This is a genomic window from Enterococcus ureasiticus (assembly GCF_001730285.1).
In the GTDB taxonomy this organism is placed as follows: domain Bacteria; phylum Bacillota; class Bacilli; order Lactobacillales; family Enterococcaceae; genus Enterococcus_L; species Enterococcus_L ureasiticus.
In genome coordinates, this window is sequence record NZ_MIJZ01000016.1 from 286,482 (window position 1) to 304,454 (window position 17,973).

The 17,973-nt window shown below is 36.0% G+C and carries 18 protein-coding genes and 1 pseudogene; 11 read left to right on the forward strand and 8 right to left on the reverse strand.

Annotation, left to right across the window (positions count from 1 at the left end):
* Positions 1 to 332: 332 nt before the first annotated feature.
* Genes BCR21_RS15525 through BCR21_RS15535 form a run of 3 tightly spaced genes read left to right on the forward strand, consistent with a single transcriptional unit; the run spans position 333 to position 5,497 of the window.
* Entirely contained in the window at positions 333 to 2,198 is a 1,866-nt protein-coding gene (locus BCR21_RS15525) for a glycoside hydrolase family 13 protein (RefSeq protein WP_069647365.1), read from the forward strand.
* Positions 2,119 to 3,768, forward strand: coding sequence for a glycoside hydrolase family 13 protein (locus tag BCR21_RS15530; protein WP_069647366.1), 1,650 nt, complete (start codon positions 2,119 to 2,121; stop codon positions 3,766 to 3,768). Before BCR21_RS15525 ends, BCR21_RS15530 begins: the two co-directional genes overlap by 80 nt.
* 55 nt (positions 3,769 to 3,823) lie before the next feature.
* Positions 3,824 to 5,497 carry a glycoside hydrolase family 13 protein gene (locus BCR21_RS15535; protein WP_069647367.1) on the forward strand — a complete coding sequence of 558 codons (1,674 nt, stop codon included), beginning with the start codon at positions 3,824 to 3,826 and terminating at the stop codon, positions 5,495 to 5,497.
* A gap of 60 nt (positions 5,498 to 5,557) precedes the next feature.
* Here BCR21_RS15535 and BCR21_RS15540 read toward each other — a convergent pair whose 3' ends face one another.
* The gene (locus tag BCR21_RS15540) at positions 5,558 to 6,178 is read right to left on the reverse strand and encodes a GyrI-like domain-containing protein (protein ID WP_069647368.1); all 621 of its coding nucleotides are present in this window, start codon (positions 6,176 to 6,178) and stop codon (positions 5,558 to 5,560) included.
* 138 nt (positions 6,179 to 6,316) lie between these two features.
* On the opposite strand from BCR21_RS15540, the gene BCR21_RS15545 reads away from it, so the two are divergent.
* Together BCR21_RS15545 and BCR21_RS15550 are read left to right on the forward strand one after the other, a co-directional pair.
* Entirely contained in the window at positions 6,317 to 6,739 is a 423-nt protein-coding gene (locus tag BCR21_RS15545) for a MerR family transcriptional regulator (protein ID WP_069647369.1), read from the forward strand.
* 2 nt (positions 6,740 to 6,741) lie between these two features.
* Complete coding sequence (locus tag BCR21_RS15550; RefSeq protein ID WP_069647370.1) at positions 6,742 to 7,092, forward strand: DUF4260 domain-containing protein; 351 nt, start codon at positions 6,742 to 6,744, stop codon at positions 7,090 to 7,092.
* Positions 7,093 to 7,187: 95 nt separating this feature from the next.
* Here the strand turns inward: BCR21_RS15550 and BCR21_RS15555 are convergent, their stop codons facing one another.
* Positions 7,188 to 8,666, reverse strand: a complete 1,479-nt coding sequence (locus tag BCR21_RS15555) for a lytic polysaccharide monooxygenase (protein ID WP_069647371.1) — start codon at positions 8,664 to 8,666, stop codon at positions 7,188 to 7,190.
* Positions 8,667 to 9,055: 389 nt separating this feature from the next.
* On the opposite strand from BCR21_RS15555, the gene BCR21_RS15560 reads away from it, so the two are divergent.
* Positions 9,056 to 10,519 (forward strand): AcpB/EbpR/MafR family transcriptional regulator, encoded by a 1,464-nt coding sequence (locus BCR21_RS15560; protein WP_069647372.1) that lies wholly within the window; start codon positions 9,056 to 9,058, stop codon positions 10,517 to 10,519.
* A gap of 129 nt (positions 10,520 to 10,648) precedes the next feature.
* On the opposite strand, the gene BCR21_RS15565 is transcribed toward BCR21_RS15560, so the two are convergent.
* Positions 10,649 to 11,407, reverse strand: coding sequence for a MurR/RpiR family transcriptional regulator (locus tag BCR21_RS15565; protein ID WP_069647373.1), 759 nt, complete (start codon positions 11,405 to 11,407; stop codon positions 10,649 to 10,651).
* Entirely contained in the window at positions 11,400 to 12,212 is an 813-nt protein-coding gene (locus BCR21_RS15570; RefSeq protein ID WP_240488104.1) for a LysR family transcriptional regulator, read from the reverse strand. The genes BCR21_RS15565 and BCR21_RS15570 overlap by 8 nt, the downstream gene beginning before the upstream one ends.
* A 103-nt stretch (positions 12,213 to 12,315) precedes the next feature.
* Between BCR21_RS15570 and BCR21_RS15575 the strand changes: the two genes are divergently transcribed.
* Positions 12,316 to 12,855, forward strand: a complete 540-nt coding sequence (locus tag BCR21_RS15575; RefSeq protein WP_069647375.1) for a DUF4865 family protein — start codon at positions 12,316 to 12,318, stop codon at positions 12,853 to 12,855.
* 50 nt (positions 12,856 to 12,905) lie between these two features.
* Here BCR21_RS15575 and BCR21_RS15580 read toward each other — a convergent pair whose 3' ends face one another.
* The 3 genes from BCR21_RS15580 to BCR21_RS15590 form a co-directional block, all read right to left on the reverse strand.
* Positions 12,906 to 13,481, reverse strand: a complete 576-nt coding sequence (locus tag BCR21_RS15580; RefSeq protein WP_069647376.1) for a DNA-3-methyladenine glycosylase I — start codon at positions 13,479 to 13,481, stop codon at positions 12,906 to 12,908.
* A 111-nt stretch (positions 13,482 to 13,592) separates the two neighbouring features.
* Positions 13,593 to 14,291, reverse strand: coding sequence for a glucosamine-6-phosphate deaminase (locus BCR21_RS15585; RefSeq protein ID WP_069647377.1), 699 nt, complete (start codon positions 14,289 to 14,291; stop codon positions 13,593 to 13,595).
* Between the two features lie 243 nt (positions 14,292 to 14,534).
* Positions 14,535 to 15,299 (reverse strand): C39 family peptidase, encoded by a 765-nt coding sequence (locus tag BCR21_RS15590; protein WP_069647378.1) that lies wholly within the window; start codon positions 15,297 to 15,299, stop codon positions 14,535 to 14,537.
* Positions 15,300 to 15,540: 241 nt separating this feature from the next.
* Here BCR21_RS15590 and BCR21_RS15595 point away from each other — a divergent pair, with 241 nt between their 5' ends.
* Positions 15,541 to 15,906 (forward strand): hypothetical protein, encoded by a 366-nt coding sequence (locus BCR21_RS15595; protein WP_069647379.1) that lies wholly within the window; start codon positions 15,541 to 15,543, stop codon positions 15,904 to 15,906.
* Positions 15,907 to 15,998: 92 nt separating this feature from the next.
* On the opposite strand, the pseudogene BCR21_RS16755 reads toward BCR21_RS15595, so the two are convergent.
* Positions 15,999 to 16,187, reverse strand: a pseudogene (locus tag BCR21_RS16755) (transposase); the annotation flags it as partial.
* A gap of 330 nt (positions 16,188 to 16,517) precedes the next feature.
* Here BCR21_RS16755 and BCR21_RS15600 point away from each other — a divergent pair.
* From BCR21_RS15600 to BCR21_RS15610, 3 genes are all read left to right on the forward strand, one after another.
* Complete coding sequence (locus BCR21_RS15600) at positions 16,518 to 16,994, forward strand: GNAT family N-acetyltransferase (RefSeq protein WP_069647380.1); 477 nt, start codon at positions 16,518 to 16,520, stop codon at positions 16,992 to 16,994.
* 74 nt (positions 16,995 to 17,068) lie between these two features.
* The gene (locus BCR21_RS15605) at positions 17,069 to 17,536 is read left to right on the forward strand and encodes a GNAT family N-acetyltransferase (protein ID WP_069647381.1); all 468 of its coding nucleotides are present in this window, start codon (positions 17,069 to 17,071) and stop codon (positions 17,534 to 17,536) included.
* Between the two features lie 23 nt (positions 17,537 to 17,559).
* Positions 17,560 to 17,943 carry an ACT domain-containing protein gene (locus BCR21_RS15610; RefSeq protein ID WP_069647382.1) on the forward strand — a complete coding sequence of 128 codons (384 nt, stop codon included), beginning with the start codon at positions 17,560 to 17,562 and terminating at the stop codon, positions 17,941 to 17,943.
* Positions 17,944 to 17,973 lie beyond the last annotated feature (30 nt).

The window sequence follows — 17,973 nt, forward strand, 5'->3', positions numbered from 1 at the left end:
CTATATTGTGCAATCGTTTGCGTAAATTGTCAAGAGAAATATAAATAAATTTATTTTTTTCCTTGATATCAATAAAAAAGCCTTTAGAAATCATACTATTCAAATAGAAAAACACTGATTAAACAAAGATAATATTTATATATAGCTTAAATAGTGCTTTTTAAAAGTGATTTACTTTATTTATCAAGTAAATCATCCAGCAGATAAAACAAAATGCAATCGATTGCGAAAAAATACATTGAAAACGTTTTTCTTATGTGTCATAATATGGGTGGTTTTTAGAAAAGTATGACAATAAAAGATACCGAGTCGATTACAGGGGGAGAAATTAGATGAATACTGCAGCGATCCACCATCAACCAGAAAGCGAATATGCTTATTTATACACATCAGATAAAATGCACATCCGGCTAAAAACAGGTAGAGGAGATATCAAAAGCGTCGAACTATTAAATGGCGATCCGTATCAATTCGAACACAGCGAGTGGTTCAAATTAACGATTCCTATGGAAAAATACCTATCTACTACAACACATGACTATTGGATAATCGAAACTTCTGCACCGTTTAGACGTCTAAGTTACGCTTTCAAAATAGAAGGCATGGATGGAACAGTGTTATTTTACGGTGATCACGGCTTCTTTCCTTATCAAGATTCTACATTAAAATCAGCTAGCAATTATTTTAAACTACCTTATTTTCACGAAGCAGACCGTTTCAAAGCACCTCAATGGGCGAAGGAAACCATTTGGTATCAAATTTTCCCTGAACGTTTTGCCAACGGCGATATCTCAAACGATCCAGAAGGCACTTTACCTTGGGGCAGCAAAGAACATCCTGGACGAGAAGACTTTTTTGGCGGGGATTTGCAAGGTGTTTTAGATCATTTAGACCACTTCGTAGACCTTGGGATCAACGGAATTTATTTCTGTCCGATTTTCCAAGCCGCTAGCAATCACAAATATGACACAATTGATTATTTTGAGATTGATTCTGCTTTCGGAGATAAAAAGCTCTTTAAAAAGGTCGTAGACGAATGTCATAAACGAGGGATCCGTGTTATGTTGGACGCCGTTTTCAATCATATGGGTGACTTTTCACCTCAGTGGCAGGACGTCGTCAAAAATGGTGAAACTTCACCTTATGCCAAATGGTTCCACATCCATAAATTTCCAGTTGACTACACTCCGACAGCCGACTTTGAATTCTCAGATAATATTACGTACGATACTTTTGCATTCACTCCACACATGCCTAAATTGAACACGGCCAACAAAGAAGTACAGGACTTTTTATTAGAAATTGCCCGTTACTGGATCACAGAATTTGATATCGATGCGTGGCGTTTAGACGTAGCGAATGAAGTAGATCATCGTTTTTGGCGTAAATTCCACGATGTTTGTACAGAAGCCAAACCAGATATTTATATTCTAGGTGAAATTTGGCATTCTTCTCAAGCTTGGCTACAAGGAGATGAATTTCACGGAGTCATGAATTATGCTTTTACAGATGCCATTCTTTCTTATTTTATCTATCAAACGATTTCATTAAGCAAGCTAGTTTCTGAACTAAACCATCAATTGATGCTTTATCGTGAACAAACCAATCAAATCATGTTCAATGTGCTGGATTCCCACGATACACCACGCTTATTAACGATTGCTCAAAATAACAAAGAGCTGATGAAACAAGTTTTAGCCTTTACTTACTTACAAAAAGGTGTACCTTGCCTTTATTATGGAGATGAATATGCAATGGACGGTGCAGGCGATCCAGATTGCCGAAAATGTATGATTTGGGAACCCGAAAAACAAGATTTAGACATGTATGAGTTCACTAAAGCATTAATTGCGTTTAGAAAAGAACACCAACCGCTTCTATCAGAGGGCAAACTACGTTGGAACGAAATTGATGAACAAACAGGAATCATCGACTTCGCTTACGAACATGAAGGAAAAATGATCCGCAGTATTTTCAATACAGGTCAGTCTCCTGTTTATATTGAAAAAGAACATGTTTTATTCTCAACACAAATGCAGGCATTAGATAAAAATATCATCGAACTTGCACCATACGGATTTGCTGTATCAGTAGACTCAACAGAAAGGATTGAAAAGAATGACTCAACACGAAACGAACAACCATTGGTGGCAGGAAGCCGTCGTTTATCAAGTTTATCCACGGAGTTTTCAAGATAGCAACGGCGACGGGATCGGTGATTTAGCTGGTATTATCCAGCGTTTAGATTATCTGCAGGAGCTAGGCATCAACGCCATCTGGCTAAGTCCCGTTTACCGTTCACCAAACGACGATAATGGCTATGATATCAGTGATTACGAACAAATCATGGCGGAATTCGGCACTATGGATGATATGGAGCAACTGATCCAAGAAGCCAAGCTACGAGAGATAAAAATCATTATGGATCTTGTGGTCAACCATACTAGCGACGAACATCCTTGGTTTATCGAATCCCGCTCTTCTAAAGACAATCCTTATCGTGACTTTTATGTTTGGCGTAAAGGCATCAATGACGGTCCACCAAATGACTTAGAATCAACCTTTTTAGGACCTGCTTGGCAATTGGATGAACCGACCGGTGAATATTATCTGCATTTATTTAGTCAAAAACAACCAGATTTAAATTGGGAAAATCCAGCTGTACGAAATGCAATCTACGACATGATGAATTTCTGGATCGATAAAGGCATCGGCGGTTTCCGAATGGATGTGATCGATCTTGTCGGCAAAATTCCAGATCAAAAAATCACTGGTAATGGCCCAAAATTACATGACTATTTAAAAGAAATGAATACGCAAACCTTCGGTGGTAAAGACTTACTAACAGTTGGCGAAACTTGGGGCGCCACACCAGAAATCGCCAAATTATATTCTGATCCAAAACGAAACGAACTATCAATGGTCTTCCAATTCGAACACGTCGGCTTAGATGAGCAACCCGGAAAAAGCAAATGGGATCTGCGTCCCTTACAGATAGCAGAACTTAAAAAGGTCTTCTCAAAATGGCAGACAGAACTGGGTGATCAAGGTTGGAATTCACTTTTCTGGAACAATCATGATCTGCCTCGCATCGTTTCAAGATGGGGCAATGACAATCGCTACCGTGTAGAAAGCGCTAAAATGTTGGCGATTTTGCTGCATATGCTAAAAGGAACACCTTATATTTATCAAGGCGAAGAAATCGGCATGACCAATCGGACAATCCACGACATCGCAGAAGTTGAAGATATTGAAAGTAAGAATATGTATGCTGATCGACTCGAAAAAGGCTATCCAAAACCAGAGATCCTTGCATCAATCAACGTCAAAGGACGAGATAACGCACGTACGCCTATGCAGTGGGATAATACCGAAAATGCCGGTTTTACAACAGGAGAACCTTGGCTTGTCGTTAACGAAAACTATCATGAAATTAACGTTACTCAAGCTTTGGCAGATAAAAATTCGATCTTTTACACGTACCAAAAACTGATTGAACTTCGTAAATCCTATCCATTGATCGTCTGGGGCAGTTTTGAATTAATAGAAGATACAGCGACAGACGTGTTTGCTTATTATCGCCATTACCAAGGAGAAAGCTGGTTGGTTGTGTGTAATTTTTCAGATCGAGCGCAACGATTTTCATTGGATAAAACAGCTACAGAAACAATCATCACAAATACCGAAAAAACGTATAACCAACTTTCCGACAAAACACTAGGGCCTTATGAAGCTTTTGTAGTCAAATTATCGAGTTTCACGGACTAACTACTATTTGTCTATCGGCACAGTTATACCAATTCAACTCTTGGAGGAAATAAACATGTCTAATCTAGCAATCCAAGCACAAGAAATACGCCAAACAGAAAAAAGCAGTTGGTGGAAAAATGCTATAGGGTATCAAATTTATCCTCGCAGCTTTAAAGATAGCAATCACGACGGTATCGGTGATCTTAACGGGATTCGACAAAAATTACCTTATTTAAAAGAACTAGGGGTCGATTTTATGTGGATAAACCCGATCTATGCTTCACCAAATATTGATAACGGCTATGATATTTCTGATTACCAAGCTATTCATGAAGATTTTGGTACAATGGAGGATTTCCAAGTATTGTTAAAAGAAGCACATGCACTGGATTTAAACGTCATTATGGATTTAGTCGTCAACCATACGAGCGATCAACATCCTTGGTTCCTAGAAGCAAAAAAATCACTGGATAATCCATATCGCGACTATTATCATTGGGCTGACGCCACAAAAGAACTTCCCCCAAACGACTGGCAATCTTTTTTCGGCGGCTCCACTTGGACCTACGATGAAACAACAGGGCAATCTTACTTTCATGTTTTCGCCAAAGAACAACCCGATCTTAACTGGAAAAATCCAAAGGTCCGTCATGAAATTTATCAGATGATTCGCTGGTGGCTGGATCTCGGGATCGACGGTTTTCGGATTGACGCGATCAGCCACATTCAAAAAGAGCCTTGGGATTTTGAGATCACAGATAACCAATGGGCACCGTTTATGAATGTAGCTGGTATTGAAGCCTATCTAAAAGAGCTAAAAGCTATTTTTAATGAATACAATGTTATGACTGTCGGTGAAGCCAGTGGCGTTCCACATCAAGAAGCAGCTGCATGGACTGGTGATCACGGGTATTTTAATATGATTTTTGAATTGGAGCATTGTGAACGTATCGGTGAAATCGGCCAACAAAAAGGTTCCATTCTGCACTTAAAACATTCCTTAAATCAATGGCAGACAAGTTTAGCAGATAGCGGCTGGAATGCTTTGTATTTAGAGAATCACGATACACCTCGCAGTGTGTCTGTTTACGGAGATAATTCTCCAGAAGCCGCAAAAGCATTAGCGACTGTTCTTTTGTTATTGAAAGGAACACCGTTCATTTACCAAGGACAAGAAGTTGGAATGACCAATTATCCCTTTAACTCGATCGAAGAAATCAACGCAGCTGATACAATTCATTTTTACCAAACATTACTGGAACAAGGAAAAATGACTACAGAAGCTTTAGCAATTGCAGTGAATTGGTCCAGAGATCACAGCCGCACACCTTTCCAATGGGAAGATGCCTTACACGGAGGTTTTTCAACAACCGAGCCTTGGCTAAAAGTCAACGAGAACTATCGAATGATCAATGCGGCGCAAAAAGATCTTGAAAGTAGTAGTATTTTTCATCATTACCAAGCCTTGATTCGTTTAAGAAAACAGACAGACGCTCTTATTCACGGTAAATTCGAGTTACTTTTCCCCGAACACCCAACTGTCTTTTGTTACACGCGCACAACTGAAACTGAGCAATGGTTGATTTTAGTTCAGCTGGATCGAAAACAGACAATCGTTTCTTTCCCAGATTCTTGGGATTACTCTAAATGGGAAGAAATCATGACAACAGCAGACGTTAAACCATTAAAACAACAAATGAGCCTGTCAAATTTTGAAGCGCATATTTACCGAAAAAAAACTGTTTAAGCAAATATAAAAAGGGAGGACGCAAACGTAAACACTTTTGCGTCCTCCTCTTTTTACATCCTATTCAACAAAATAGCGCAACACAGTCTTCATTTTTTCTGGCGCTACTTTTCTAGGATCAGAGAGATAAATTTCTCTATGATCCAAAGATCTTCTGCTCAGCTGATGCTCTGTACAATAGCGCTGCATCACTTCAAATGTCTTAACTTCATCATCATAAGAACCGAGATGCATCATTTGGACACACTTTCCATCTTCGATCGTTTCAAATTTCACATTTTGGTTGTTCGGATTCGGTTTCTTTTTAGCTACCTGCTCCAAATTGGCTAAGGCTAACTCTTCTGTTACAAAGTCAGGTTGGCGGATCATGATTTTATATACTAGATCTGCTTTATTGAATTCCCTGCCATCTGCTATCGCCTCATCCGATAATGTCCAAATTCCTTCCAACGGATAAACTGTGTACTCAAAATACCCCTCTGGTGTGACATCATTTTTAGGCATCATTCGAATCCCGTAAGACATTGCATATAGCGCTGCTGTTTCTTCCCCAAATTTCGATTCGTTGGGATCTCCTTTTCCTGAAATCGTATAAAATTTCTGTTTTGGCACAATAAGTTCCACTGGCTTAGCTTTAGGTAAATAAAGTTCCTTTTCCTGTTTTCGCCACTCAAATTTCATCTCATTTTCCTCCTAGTCGTCCTTGTCACTATTTTACTTTATCTAATTTTCTTTAGCAAACAACGAAAAGATCCCCTATTCTCTCTTGACCACGGAGTTATGTCCAATGTTACACTAGCTCTACAGGAGGGATGATCAATGAAAATAACAGCTTTCGCCAAAAAATTTAACCTATCTACTGATGCGGTTCGATTCTATGAGCGTTCGGGCTTGCTGCAGCCCGAAAGACAATCTAATAGTTATCGTGAATTTACAGAGACAGATCAGCAAGACTTAAAAATCATCTTAGCTTTAAAAGAATTAGATTTTTCGTTAAAAGAAATCTGCTACTTACTCGAATTAAAAAGACAACCAATTTCTACTCAATGCAACAATGATTCTACTGAATTTCTAACTACTAAAATTGACCATATCAAACAAAAAATTGCTTTTTACGAAATGGCATATCAGCTTCTACTCAAACTAAAAGCGACGATCAAAGATAATAACTATGCAGAGAACCAAGCCGAATTATTCTGCTTGATTGACCGATTATTTGACTATGGATTACAGGAGGAGTAGACATGACAAACAAAAAAATTTTACAGCTAGAAAACGGGGTGTTGTTTCTTTTAGCGTCCATTCTTTTCGTTTACCTTGGCTTCTCTATTTTTTACTTCTTTATTTTTCTCTTATTACCAGATGTCACCATGATTGGTTACTTAAGAAGTCCAAAATTTGGCGCTAAACTCTACAACTTAGGTCATAATTTGGTTTTTCCAGTATTGTTGATCATTATTTATATTTTCACACACGAAGCTCTCTTGTTACCGATTGCTATTGTTTGGTGTGCCCATATTTTTATGGATCGAATGTTGAGCTACGGACTTAAGTATCCTGATGAGTTCAAACATACACACATTCAAAATCTATAAAAAAGCAACACTGGATAAGATGCAAGGCATCCTGTCCAGTGTTGCTTTTTTAGTGCTATTTCGTAGTGATTGTGTATTACTATGTCATACAGGTATTAATTTAATTCCCAAACTGGTGCAGTTCCTGGCTGATTTCCTTGTGTCCACCATTTCGCTTTGTATGTTTGACCTTGGAATATTACTTTATCGCCACCACTATACGCTTTACTTGTTTCCCAGTTCATTACTTTGTCAGAAAGAAGTTTCCAAGCATCTGATTCGTCTGGACGATCGCCTTTTGTCCACCATTTTGCTTCATACTCTAAATCATCAAAGATTACTTTATCACCAGAATTATAAATTTTGTCAGCATCCCAAGTCGAATTGCCACTTGGTGCTTCTTTTGTTTTTACAGAAAATACGGTACTAGTTTCTGATACGTTCCCACCTGCACTGATTGCTTTAACTGTGTATTTATATGTTGTATCAGCTTTTAAACCAGTATCTTTAAAGCTTGTTTTTTCTGTCGTTGCTACTTTTTTACCATCGCGGTATACTTCATAATTTTTAACACCTAAGAAGTGTGTTGATTTAGTCCACATTAAGTCAACTGTATTTTCAGTTGTTCCCATAGAGTGAACGTTCGTTGGAGCTGTTGGTTTTTGATTATCTTCTACTTCTGATGATTGTGTTTTTACTTTTATTGCTGCACTCTTTTCAGAGATTTTACCGTTTGTTCCAACTGCTTCTACCTGGTAAGAGTATGTTTTGTTTTCTGCTAAGTTTGCATCGTTAAATTGAGTTCCGCCAACTGTAGCAACTTTTTTACCATCACGGTATACATTGTATTCTTTTACATTTGAAACAGTATCCCAAGTTAATTTTAGTGACGAAGTCGTTACTTCTGATGCTTTGACATTTGTCGGTGCTATAGGAGCTTCTTCAACTGGAGGAATGATTTCTCCATTTCCTTTTACATTTACATCAATTACGTTATAAAAAGCATTTGTTGTATCTGCTACATCCCAGACTGCTAAGATTACATGATAGCCTGAGCGATTTTCTGGAACAACGATTTGATGTGATTTATTGTTTGAAGCGGCTGATCCATCATGCTTTACTTCGCCAAGAAAATCAAAATCAGCTCTTGCTAATGGTTTTTCTGGGTTCCAACCAACTTTTGTCATATAGTAATGCCATTTAGTTGTGCTATGTGGTGCTGTATAATGCCAAGAGAATGTATTTACTCCAGTATTGATATCTTGTTTTGTCCAGCGGTTTGCGCCAGTACTATCCATTACGGAATCAGTAATTTGACCTTTCCCACCTTGTGCTGAAGCAATCTGACCATCTGCTGGTCCAGCTTGTGGAAATCCTTTATCAAACTCTAGAGATTGCGGATTCGTAATAACCATTCCGTATTTATCCATTGCAGGTCCCCAACCGATCGTATTTTTATCTAATGAACCTTGGTAACCACGGGCTGCTGGTTTTTCTACATATCCATGGGCATTTGCTTCATCTGCATTTAACAGACCTGCTCCACCTAAAATAATTGTTGACATCAATGCTAATCCTAATAATTTTTTCTTCATATGTATCCCCCATCTATTATCTCGCCATCAAGTGGCTTACGATTAGTTTAAACGTTATATTTTAAAAAAAAAGGTCATTTATCGTCACAAAAAAGGAATACTTGATTGAATTTAGCTCTCATATGAAAATAAAAATAAATTCCAAACAAAAGACAGTAAATATTACAAACGTTATCCAAACATAGACTTTTAAAAGGTCAGATTTTTCTTTTAAAAAGAAAAAATTGAGCTATCTATTTTAACTTGTTATAGAAAACAGTCATTATTATCTACCGTTATATAGACAAAAGGGATCGTTTCAAGTTAAAATAAGAAGTATCTTGAAATTTATTTCATTATAAGTTGAACAAATTTAAAAAATAACATAAAGAAAAGAAAGTGTTGATACTATGAAAGAAATTCTTTCCTCACGATCAAAACGCCAATTAGAGTTAGTGGAATTGTTAGCTGATAACGACTGGGTCCCTTTTATCGTTGCATCAGAATCTTTAAACGTTCCTGTAAAAACGTTGAAATCAGATATTATTGAATTAGAATCATTACTTGCACCTGCCACCATCGAGTCTTCAAAAAAATATGGCATTCGCTTTGCAAGAAGTTTCGATTTCTGTAAAACAAGCATCTATCAAAAATTTATAAAGAATAGCGTTGAATTCCAGCTAATCGAAAAAATTTTCTTACATAATTTCTCTACCATCGTTGATTTGGCGGATAATCTTTATACCAGCGTCTCGACAATCAAGCGAATCGTTCTCCGAGTAAATCAACTGCTTCAAGTAGAAGGCTTTACAATCAACTTAAAAAAAATGCAGCTTGTCGGCGACCCACATAGTATTTGTAATTTTATGCAGCATTATTTTTATGAGAAGTATGGCGTAGCTGAAAGTCTCTTGACTACCTCTCAATTAGCTATTTTAGACCAAGTCGGGCTTCAGATTATTAAAAAATCCACTTCAAACGAACCATCACACAACTTAGACTTTTCTTTATTGAATCGTCTACGTTTTTACACTTATACCGTCATCAATCTTTTAAAACATAATAGTGAAAATCAACTTCACGATCTACCTGAAAAAGAGTTTGCAATTCTTAATGATTCTTATGCTTGCGATGAATTTTATAGCCAATTTCATCTCTCCTTATCTCCTACTAATTTAAATATTTTCTTTTATCTAATATTTAGTGATCAATACGTCGATTCTCTAAGTACTTTACGTAATCTGATAAAAGTCGATCGTAATGCTCTCTTAAAGTATCAAAAAATCGAAAAGCTTCTACAAGAAATCGAAAAGAAGATGGACTGCAAATGTGATAATTTCGATACTATTTTTATGCGCCTCTATAACCTAGATTGTCAGATTCACGGACGAACATATATTTTGCACAATAAAAATAAAGAATTTCTTACAAGCATTAAAAACTTATATGGTCATTTACCAATGGAATTGAGCCACGCTTTGCAAGCCATTTTTTATTCAAATCCTTATAAAGAATACATAGTTTACGAAGCGATTTCGATTTTATTCACTAATTGGCCCAGCTTACTTGATCGCTTAGAGTATTCAACTCCAACCTTGAAAGCCTGTCTTTTATTTAACTCTGGATTGGACTACATGAACATGCTTTCTGAGCGAATCAACTACTATTTACGAGGGCGCTTCTCTTGCACACCTCTACAGGTCACATCATTAGATCAACTTGAAAAAGAGGCTTCTGCATATGATTGCATCATTACCAACATCCCTGAAATTTATAATAATTCTATTCCGATCATTGTTATCCCGTTGATTCCTGATGCTAAGAGTTTTGATAAATTGATGTTGGTTTATGAAGATTATTTTGATAAAAATTAGATTTTTCTTTCTATAATTTATTAACTAACGTTACACACTAAAAAAAGGAAGAGCTAAAACTAGAAATTAGTTTTAGCTCTTCCTTTTTTTAGAGAACATCCTTAATATAAAACCTACTTGTGTAATTTTTTACTCAAAACTAGGTACTTTGGTTATCAACTTTTCGTAAATCAGAGTACTCATCATATACAGCATCAAGCTTGAACAAATCCTCTTCTGATCACTGGGGTTACTAGTCAATAAGCAGTACGTACTGATTGACTTTAGTTTGATTGCTGCCATATTAGTAATTGAAATTATTGTTGTTCTATTGCTTTTTATTTTGATAATAGTCTCATCAATCTCTTCTACTTGACCACTTAACGAAAAAACGACAACCACGTCTTCAACTGTACTGATTTGAGGAATATGTTCAATTAACATCTTATCTGAAAAATCATTTGTCCAAAGATCAACTGATTTTAGCTTATGATTAAATTCAGATGCGACTCGAGAACTCGAACCCGTTCCAATACAAAAAATTCTTCTTGCCTTGATCAAACAATTACATATTTGGTCGATATTTTTTTCATCCACTAATTCTAAAGTTGTCAAAGTATCTTTTTTTATCCTGTCTAATTCCTGTAAAAAGTTTGATTTCACAGGATACACACTTCGTTTTTCTTCTCGAGATTGAATGAATGCATCTTTTAATTCACTAAATGTCTCATAGTTCAACTTTTTACACGCTCTGATGACTGTAGCATTTGATATATACAGTGCCTCTTTAATATCTCTTAATTTTAAATTTTCAATATCTTCAAATTTTAAAACAAAATTAATAACTTCCCGCTCAGTTTCTGACAATTTCTCATAGTTTGAATTGATATCTTTATAAATATCACTCACACAAATCAAATCCTCTCCATCTCAAACCGTTGCTATGCTCTAAAAACAGACGAACATGGTAAACGTTCCTTTCATTTCCAACGATATAGATAGGAACTTGTTGCTCTATTTTAGTGAAACACAACGATTGATTCTGTTTCTCCTGAAAGAAACGCTTGGGTAAAATCGATCGGCCTGCTCCTTTTTTTATTAGGTCGATCATCAAGTAAATAGAGTCAACTTCGACAATTTTACATGTCTGCGGATTGATTAAAGATAGCATCATCTTTCTATATGGACATTCCTTATCTCGGCTCATCAGGTAAATATCTTGTGCACCTGTTACTGATAGCCAACCAACCGTTTCGCTAAGTAAAACGTTGTTTTTAAAGGAAGTCATTTTGTTTGTAATCAATACATCCAGTTCTTTTTTTCCATACATTGCTTCTAATCGATCAGTTGTATAAATTAACAGCTCCAATGCAGGCTGGTAATTAATGATATCTGTCATTTCAAAGTAATTAGATGCGATTGTTTGTGTGCAACCAATTTTTATCGGTAATTTCTTGTAATGCATTTCAATTTCATCAATTTGAGCTAAAATTATAGTTGCGTATCCTAGTAATTTTTCGCCCTCTGGAAGTAACTTAACACCGCGATTCGTCCGCTCAAAGAGCTTCACGGTCAGTTCTTGCTCTAACAATCTAATCCGTTCAGTTATATTGGATTGCGCATATCCCATTATTCTAGCGGCTTCTGACATGGAACCTGCAACTGTTACACAACGAAAAATTCTTAAATCATTCAGCTCCATCTTCCCACCCATTTCTTGCTATCACTAATACTGATACCGTATATCATTTTTTTGTATTATTCAATACTTTCTAAAAAGAATATACTGAATTTATCAAGAATAGGAGTTGATTTAGATGCATGCTATGCAATATAAAATAATTTTACCGGATAATTATGACATGTCACTGGTTAGAAAACGAGTCGAAGAAAACGGAGCAAAAACAGATAATTTCCAAGGTCTACTCTTTAAAGCTTATCTTATTTCAGAAAAAGTACAAGGGGCAATTTCTAATTCATACTCCCCTTTATATATCTGGGAAAATTCTGAAGGGATGAATCAATTTATTTTTGCAGGATTTTACGACAATATTATTCACGATTTTGGTTGGCAAACCATTCAAATCGGTATCCCTCTAACAATAAACTTAGCAGACTGCTTTTCAGATGCTACCTACTTACTGGAACATACGATTACGATCCCTGAACAACAATCTCTAAGCGTTGTCCCAAACAAACTATTGAACATACAAGAAACCTTACCCGAAAATAGTATAGGAAAATTTATCGTCTATAATCCAGACAAATGGCAAGCTGTTGTTTTTGGACTTTATGCTGAAAAACCAGACCAAAATAAAGCGTCTCTTTACGAGATACTTCATATTTCTACACATTAAAAATATATTGAGGTTCTGACCTCTCTAACCCTTTAGGATAGTTAGAGAGATTAGTGTGATATGACTTCATCATGACTTTTAAAACAATGCGCCAAATGATCATCTACCATACCTGTTGCCTGCATAAAAGCATAGACTGTCGTTGTCCCTAAGAACTTGAACCCCTTTTTCTTCAACTCTTTGCTGATTTTATCCGATAATTCTGTTGATGCTGGAACTTCTTTGACATCTTTCCAACGATTTTTAATCGGTTTTCCATCCACATAAGCCCAAATAAATCGATCAAAACTGCCATATTCCTCTTGAATCCTCATAAAGACCTGGGCATTATTGATCGTTGCATTGATTTTCAGCTTATTTCTAATGATTCCTGGATCTTCTAATAAAGAATCGATCTTCTCTTGGGTATACTCGGCAATTTTTACATAGTCAAACTGATCATACGCACTGGTTAGAGTCTCTCTCTTTTTGAGAATCGTCGACCAACTTAATCCAGCCTGCATGCTTTCCAAAATCAACATTTCAAAAAGCTTTTGATCATCATGTTCCGCTGTTCCCCATTCTTCATCGTGATACTTCTCTTCTAATTCATTCCCTTGCGCCCAATCACACCTGATTTTTTCCATATCCGACTCCATTCTTGTTTCGTTTATTTAAGAATACCACGAGAACGTACGTTTGTAAATTAGGTTTAAAAAAGATCAAGGCAATTTATTACCTTAATCTTTTCTAGCTATTTATTTATCCAGTTTACTTGCAGCATCTTCGTCCAAAATAACCGTCAAATTTGGATGTAATTGTAAAACAGATGCTGGAAATTCCTCTGTTACAGGCCCTTGTAATACGTTTTTTACCATCTCAGCTTTTTTCTCACCATTCACGATCAAAATCAAATGTTTTACACGCATTACGCTAACAGGTCCCATTGTAACGAATTCCAGGCCTTTTTCCATCATATCTGGCACAAACCACGGTTCTTCGCCAGTTACCTTTATCTTGTAAGTCAAATTTTCAAAACTCGTCGTTGTCGGCATATTACCGCAGAAGTGACCATCTCCGCCTAAACCGATCAACATGGCATCTAATCCACCGTCCATGGCCAAACGTTTGTCTTGTTCAGCATAGTTTTCGACAGTCAATGGGTGAATATTTGCTTCGTTGATGTTAGCAGGCGTCAAATATAGTTTTCGCAAATCAGTGATTGTTATCCCTTCCGTTTGACCTGCTACGGGAATTTCATCAAAGTTATAATAGTGAACATTGGCGTAATCCGGGGAATCTTTTACGATCTCCACCATTTTTTTATAGACTTCAACAGGAGTATTACCTGCTGTGATCGATAAGTTGACACGTTTATCCTGGCTCATATGACCGAATAAAATATTTTTAGTTGTTTCGCTCATTGCATCAAAATTTTTCTCAATAATAATTTTCAATTGGTTCACTCCGTTTCCTTTTTATACCTTAATTGTATAATGTGGGAACCATCCCATGTCAATGGTTTTCGAAAAAATAATAAAGCGTTTTCTTTAAAAACAAAAAAGGGTGTAGGTCAAAACTAAAAAATCAGTTTCGCACTACACTTTAACTCGAGTGAATATGTCAATAAGAAGTAGCTCCTACTTACTGCTGTAATGTATCATTTGTACTTCTTACATTTCTTTTTTTATCTTAAATCTCTACTTGTAAACCGCCCAAAAATTCAACGCCTCATTCATCAATTCATCCACTGTAAATTCTTTTTTCGAATGTCCTTTTGTTTCAGAATCATTTGGATCGTTCACCCAAAATTTTCCGTTATTCGTGCCGCTAAGCACCATAATATGACCCGTTTCTGTAAATAAACCTGGTTTTACCGAAATGATCACAGGATGTTTTTGTTTTAAATGTTCTTCTACAGAGGCGATATCCGTTTCAAGATCTTCAAACTGATAGCCTTTTACCATTGCAAAATCAGAGAATGCCGACCAAGCCGTGCCTTCCCCTTCTACAAAGTAATCGTTTTTTGACCAGTTCAGAATATCTTGGGGCGTGTATGCTTTGTTATCCAAATAAGAAGATACCATAGCTAAAGATAGGATCGCGCAACCATTGATTTCTAAAGTATTCCCATCAGGATTCCCCATACCATATGGTGTCGCCTTCCATTTATCATCCGTTTGTAATAATAAGTTGATTGGCATCCGGTTAGTAAATTTTCCTTCGCTCAGATCCTGATTGATTTGTTCAGTATAGGTTAGTTTTTTGACTTTCTCCGGTTCTTTTTTAGTTTCACTTGTCGCTGTTTCTTTTATCTCCTCCGCTTTTCCATCATTAAATAACGCTGAAAAGCCGTGTCCTTCTTCCATCGGTGCCACTTTTGCTAAAATCGCTCCTGCAAATGATGTTACTATTAATAATGCTATGATGTAAACTTTTGATTTATCAGTCTGTTTTTGTTTCATTGGTATCTCCCTCTTTTAAGTTGAAAGATTATGTCACTTTCTCGCTTTCAAACAAATTACATAAATAGTAATCAGTACTTCTAATATTACTGAATATATCGAAAAAAGCAAGTAGGAATGATCATTGATAAAATTATTACGAACATATTTTCTTGAACTATTTGGCTTTTTTAGGTAGAATAGTAGTATCTGATTGTTCAGAGTCTGATAGTAGCAGTAAATTCGTAAAGGAGGTAGAAGAATGGACAATAACCACAAATCAACAATGAAAAGCATTTCAAAATTGATCAGCCAATCTTCCCAAAGTTTCTTTTCGGCGTTTTTAGACGACTCTAAAGATAAACAGAGCAAAAATAAAGAGCGTGAGGAAATTCTTAAGAAATTACAAGTTGCTTCTGCTCAAAAAAGTTTAGTTGTTTTACAATTAAAAGAAGTGCCTACTTCTCAAAAATTTGAAACAGTTTCCGGTTGGATCGTTTCTAAAAGTATAGGTGATTCGATCATGTTACGATTACAAGCAGACAGTCAACAAATACGAATGATTACTGTTGAACATATAAAAAAAGTGAGTACCTTGTCTAAAAACGACAAACGACTCATTAAATAAGCAAAAGGGATTTGATACATAAGTCTCAAGAACCCTAAAATAGAAGACCGAAAATCGTAAAAAATGATTTTCGGTCTTCTATTTTTTAGATTCTAGGGAGAATCCTCCTTGTTTCCTAGTCTGCTTAGCCTATATTTCCTTAAATTGACTGCCATTAGCGCGAAACCAATTCCATTGTGTGTCTGCTGTTTCCCTTGAACAAAGAACCGAGTGGTGCCTAAACAAACCTTCAAATGTCCGAAAGCTGATTCGACGTCAATTTTTCGTTGGTGATAGGTTTTACCTGTTTCTTCTAAGGACGAAAGTGTTCCTCAAGAATACTTTCAACTAATTGATCACTGGCAAAACGAATATCATTTTTTTCTAATTGAAAGCTAAAATCAAGATTAAGAATGACTTGATTTGTAGTATAATTTTTAAAAATAATCCAAATGCTAATCAATTTGACTGCTATTTGGATTTTTTCGTTAGGAGTTATGTCTCAAACTCTTTTTGTTTGTCTAAATGACACAATCATTATGAAAAAAACATTAACTTTATACTCCACTCCCTTTTTTGTGATAAACTTAATAAAAGTTTTCAAAACTCAGAAATCATTTTGGAGGATAGCTATGAACCAATCTATCAAAAGACTCTCAGATGCAAATGAACTAGAACTAAAAGAAACGCTTGCCCTAGTCCAGCATGTTTTTTTTGAATTTGAAGCCCCTGATTATTCTAACGAAGGAATTGAGCAGTTTAAACAATTTATTTCTTTTGAGCAGATCACGAAACAATTAGTTAATCAAGAATTAATAATTTGGACACACTACACTTCCACAGCCCAAATAACCGGAATGGTTGCACTCAAATTACCTAGTCACATCTCTCTGCTTTTTGTAGACAAATCCTTCCATAAAAAGGGAATCGCTCGCCAACTAATGCAAACAGCTTCTATATATAGCCAAAAACGTTACAATACTAACAAGCTTACATTAAATTCTTCACCTTATGCGTTTGACTTTTATAAACATATTGGTTTTGTTCCTACAGATACTCAGCAAGAAATAGATGGTATTATTTTTACACCCATGAAAAAAATGGTATAAATACCTACATGAAAACAGAAAAAATTATTATACTGCAGATAAATAAAACAAAACAAGAGATTGGGGGAACAATCATGTACTTGAAAATGTATGATGATACACACCAAACACTCGTCGATAATTACTGCTTATCAGAAATAAAACTGCGCTATGTCCGTGAACCAAAAATTGCAATTGCTTTAACAAAAAAAGACCCACGACGTCATGCTGTTCTGGTTTTTAAAAATGAGCATTTGGTTGCTTTTTTGAGCCTTTTTGAAGCAAAAGGCAGCAGCACCTATTCTGATAATAAGAACAGTCTATTAGTTCAAGACCTTTCAACTGACTATCGACATTTAAGAAAAGGGTATGTCAAACAAGCCGTTCAATTGCTACCAAGATTCATTCATCAACATTTTTCAAACATCGATCAACTTACGATCATTGTCAATGAAGACAAAGCGTTCACTAAAGCCTTATGTTTAGAAGTGGGTTTCAAAGATATCAGTCATCAGCTCCCACATATCTATGGTTCTCAAGTACTTTTGGAGATCCCTATTTAAGAAAGATACCTGGAGGAAACGCAATGCAATTAAAACTACTTGATAAACTAAACTATACGATCATGAAATTTCCTGCTCATACTGAAATCCCTACCTCATTTCATGAGATAAAAGCATTCAAAAGTATTACCTATACAGAAGATGAGTGCTCTATTGTTGTCCCTTCTGGCACACTAGAGACCAATCAAGCACTTTCTATCGATACAGATTGGCTTATCATTCAAATCGTCGGTGAATTGGATTTTTCACTAGTTGGTATTTTAACTCAACTAGCTAATCCATTAGCTGAAAATCAGATTTCTATTTTTGCCTTATCTACTTATAATACGGATTACCTTTTAATCAAAAACAAAGACAAAGAAAAAGCCACCCAAGTATTACGTGATTGCGGTCATACCTTTCACTAAACCTTTAATGAGCGAGCTATGATAGTTCAG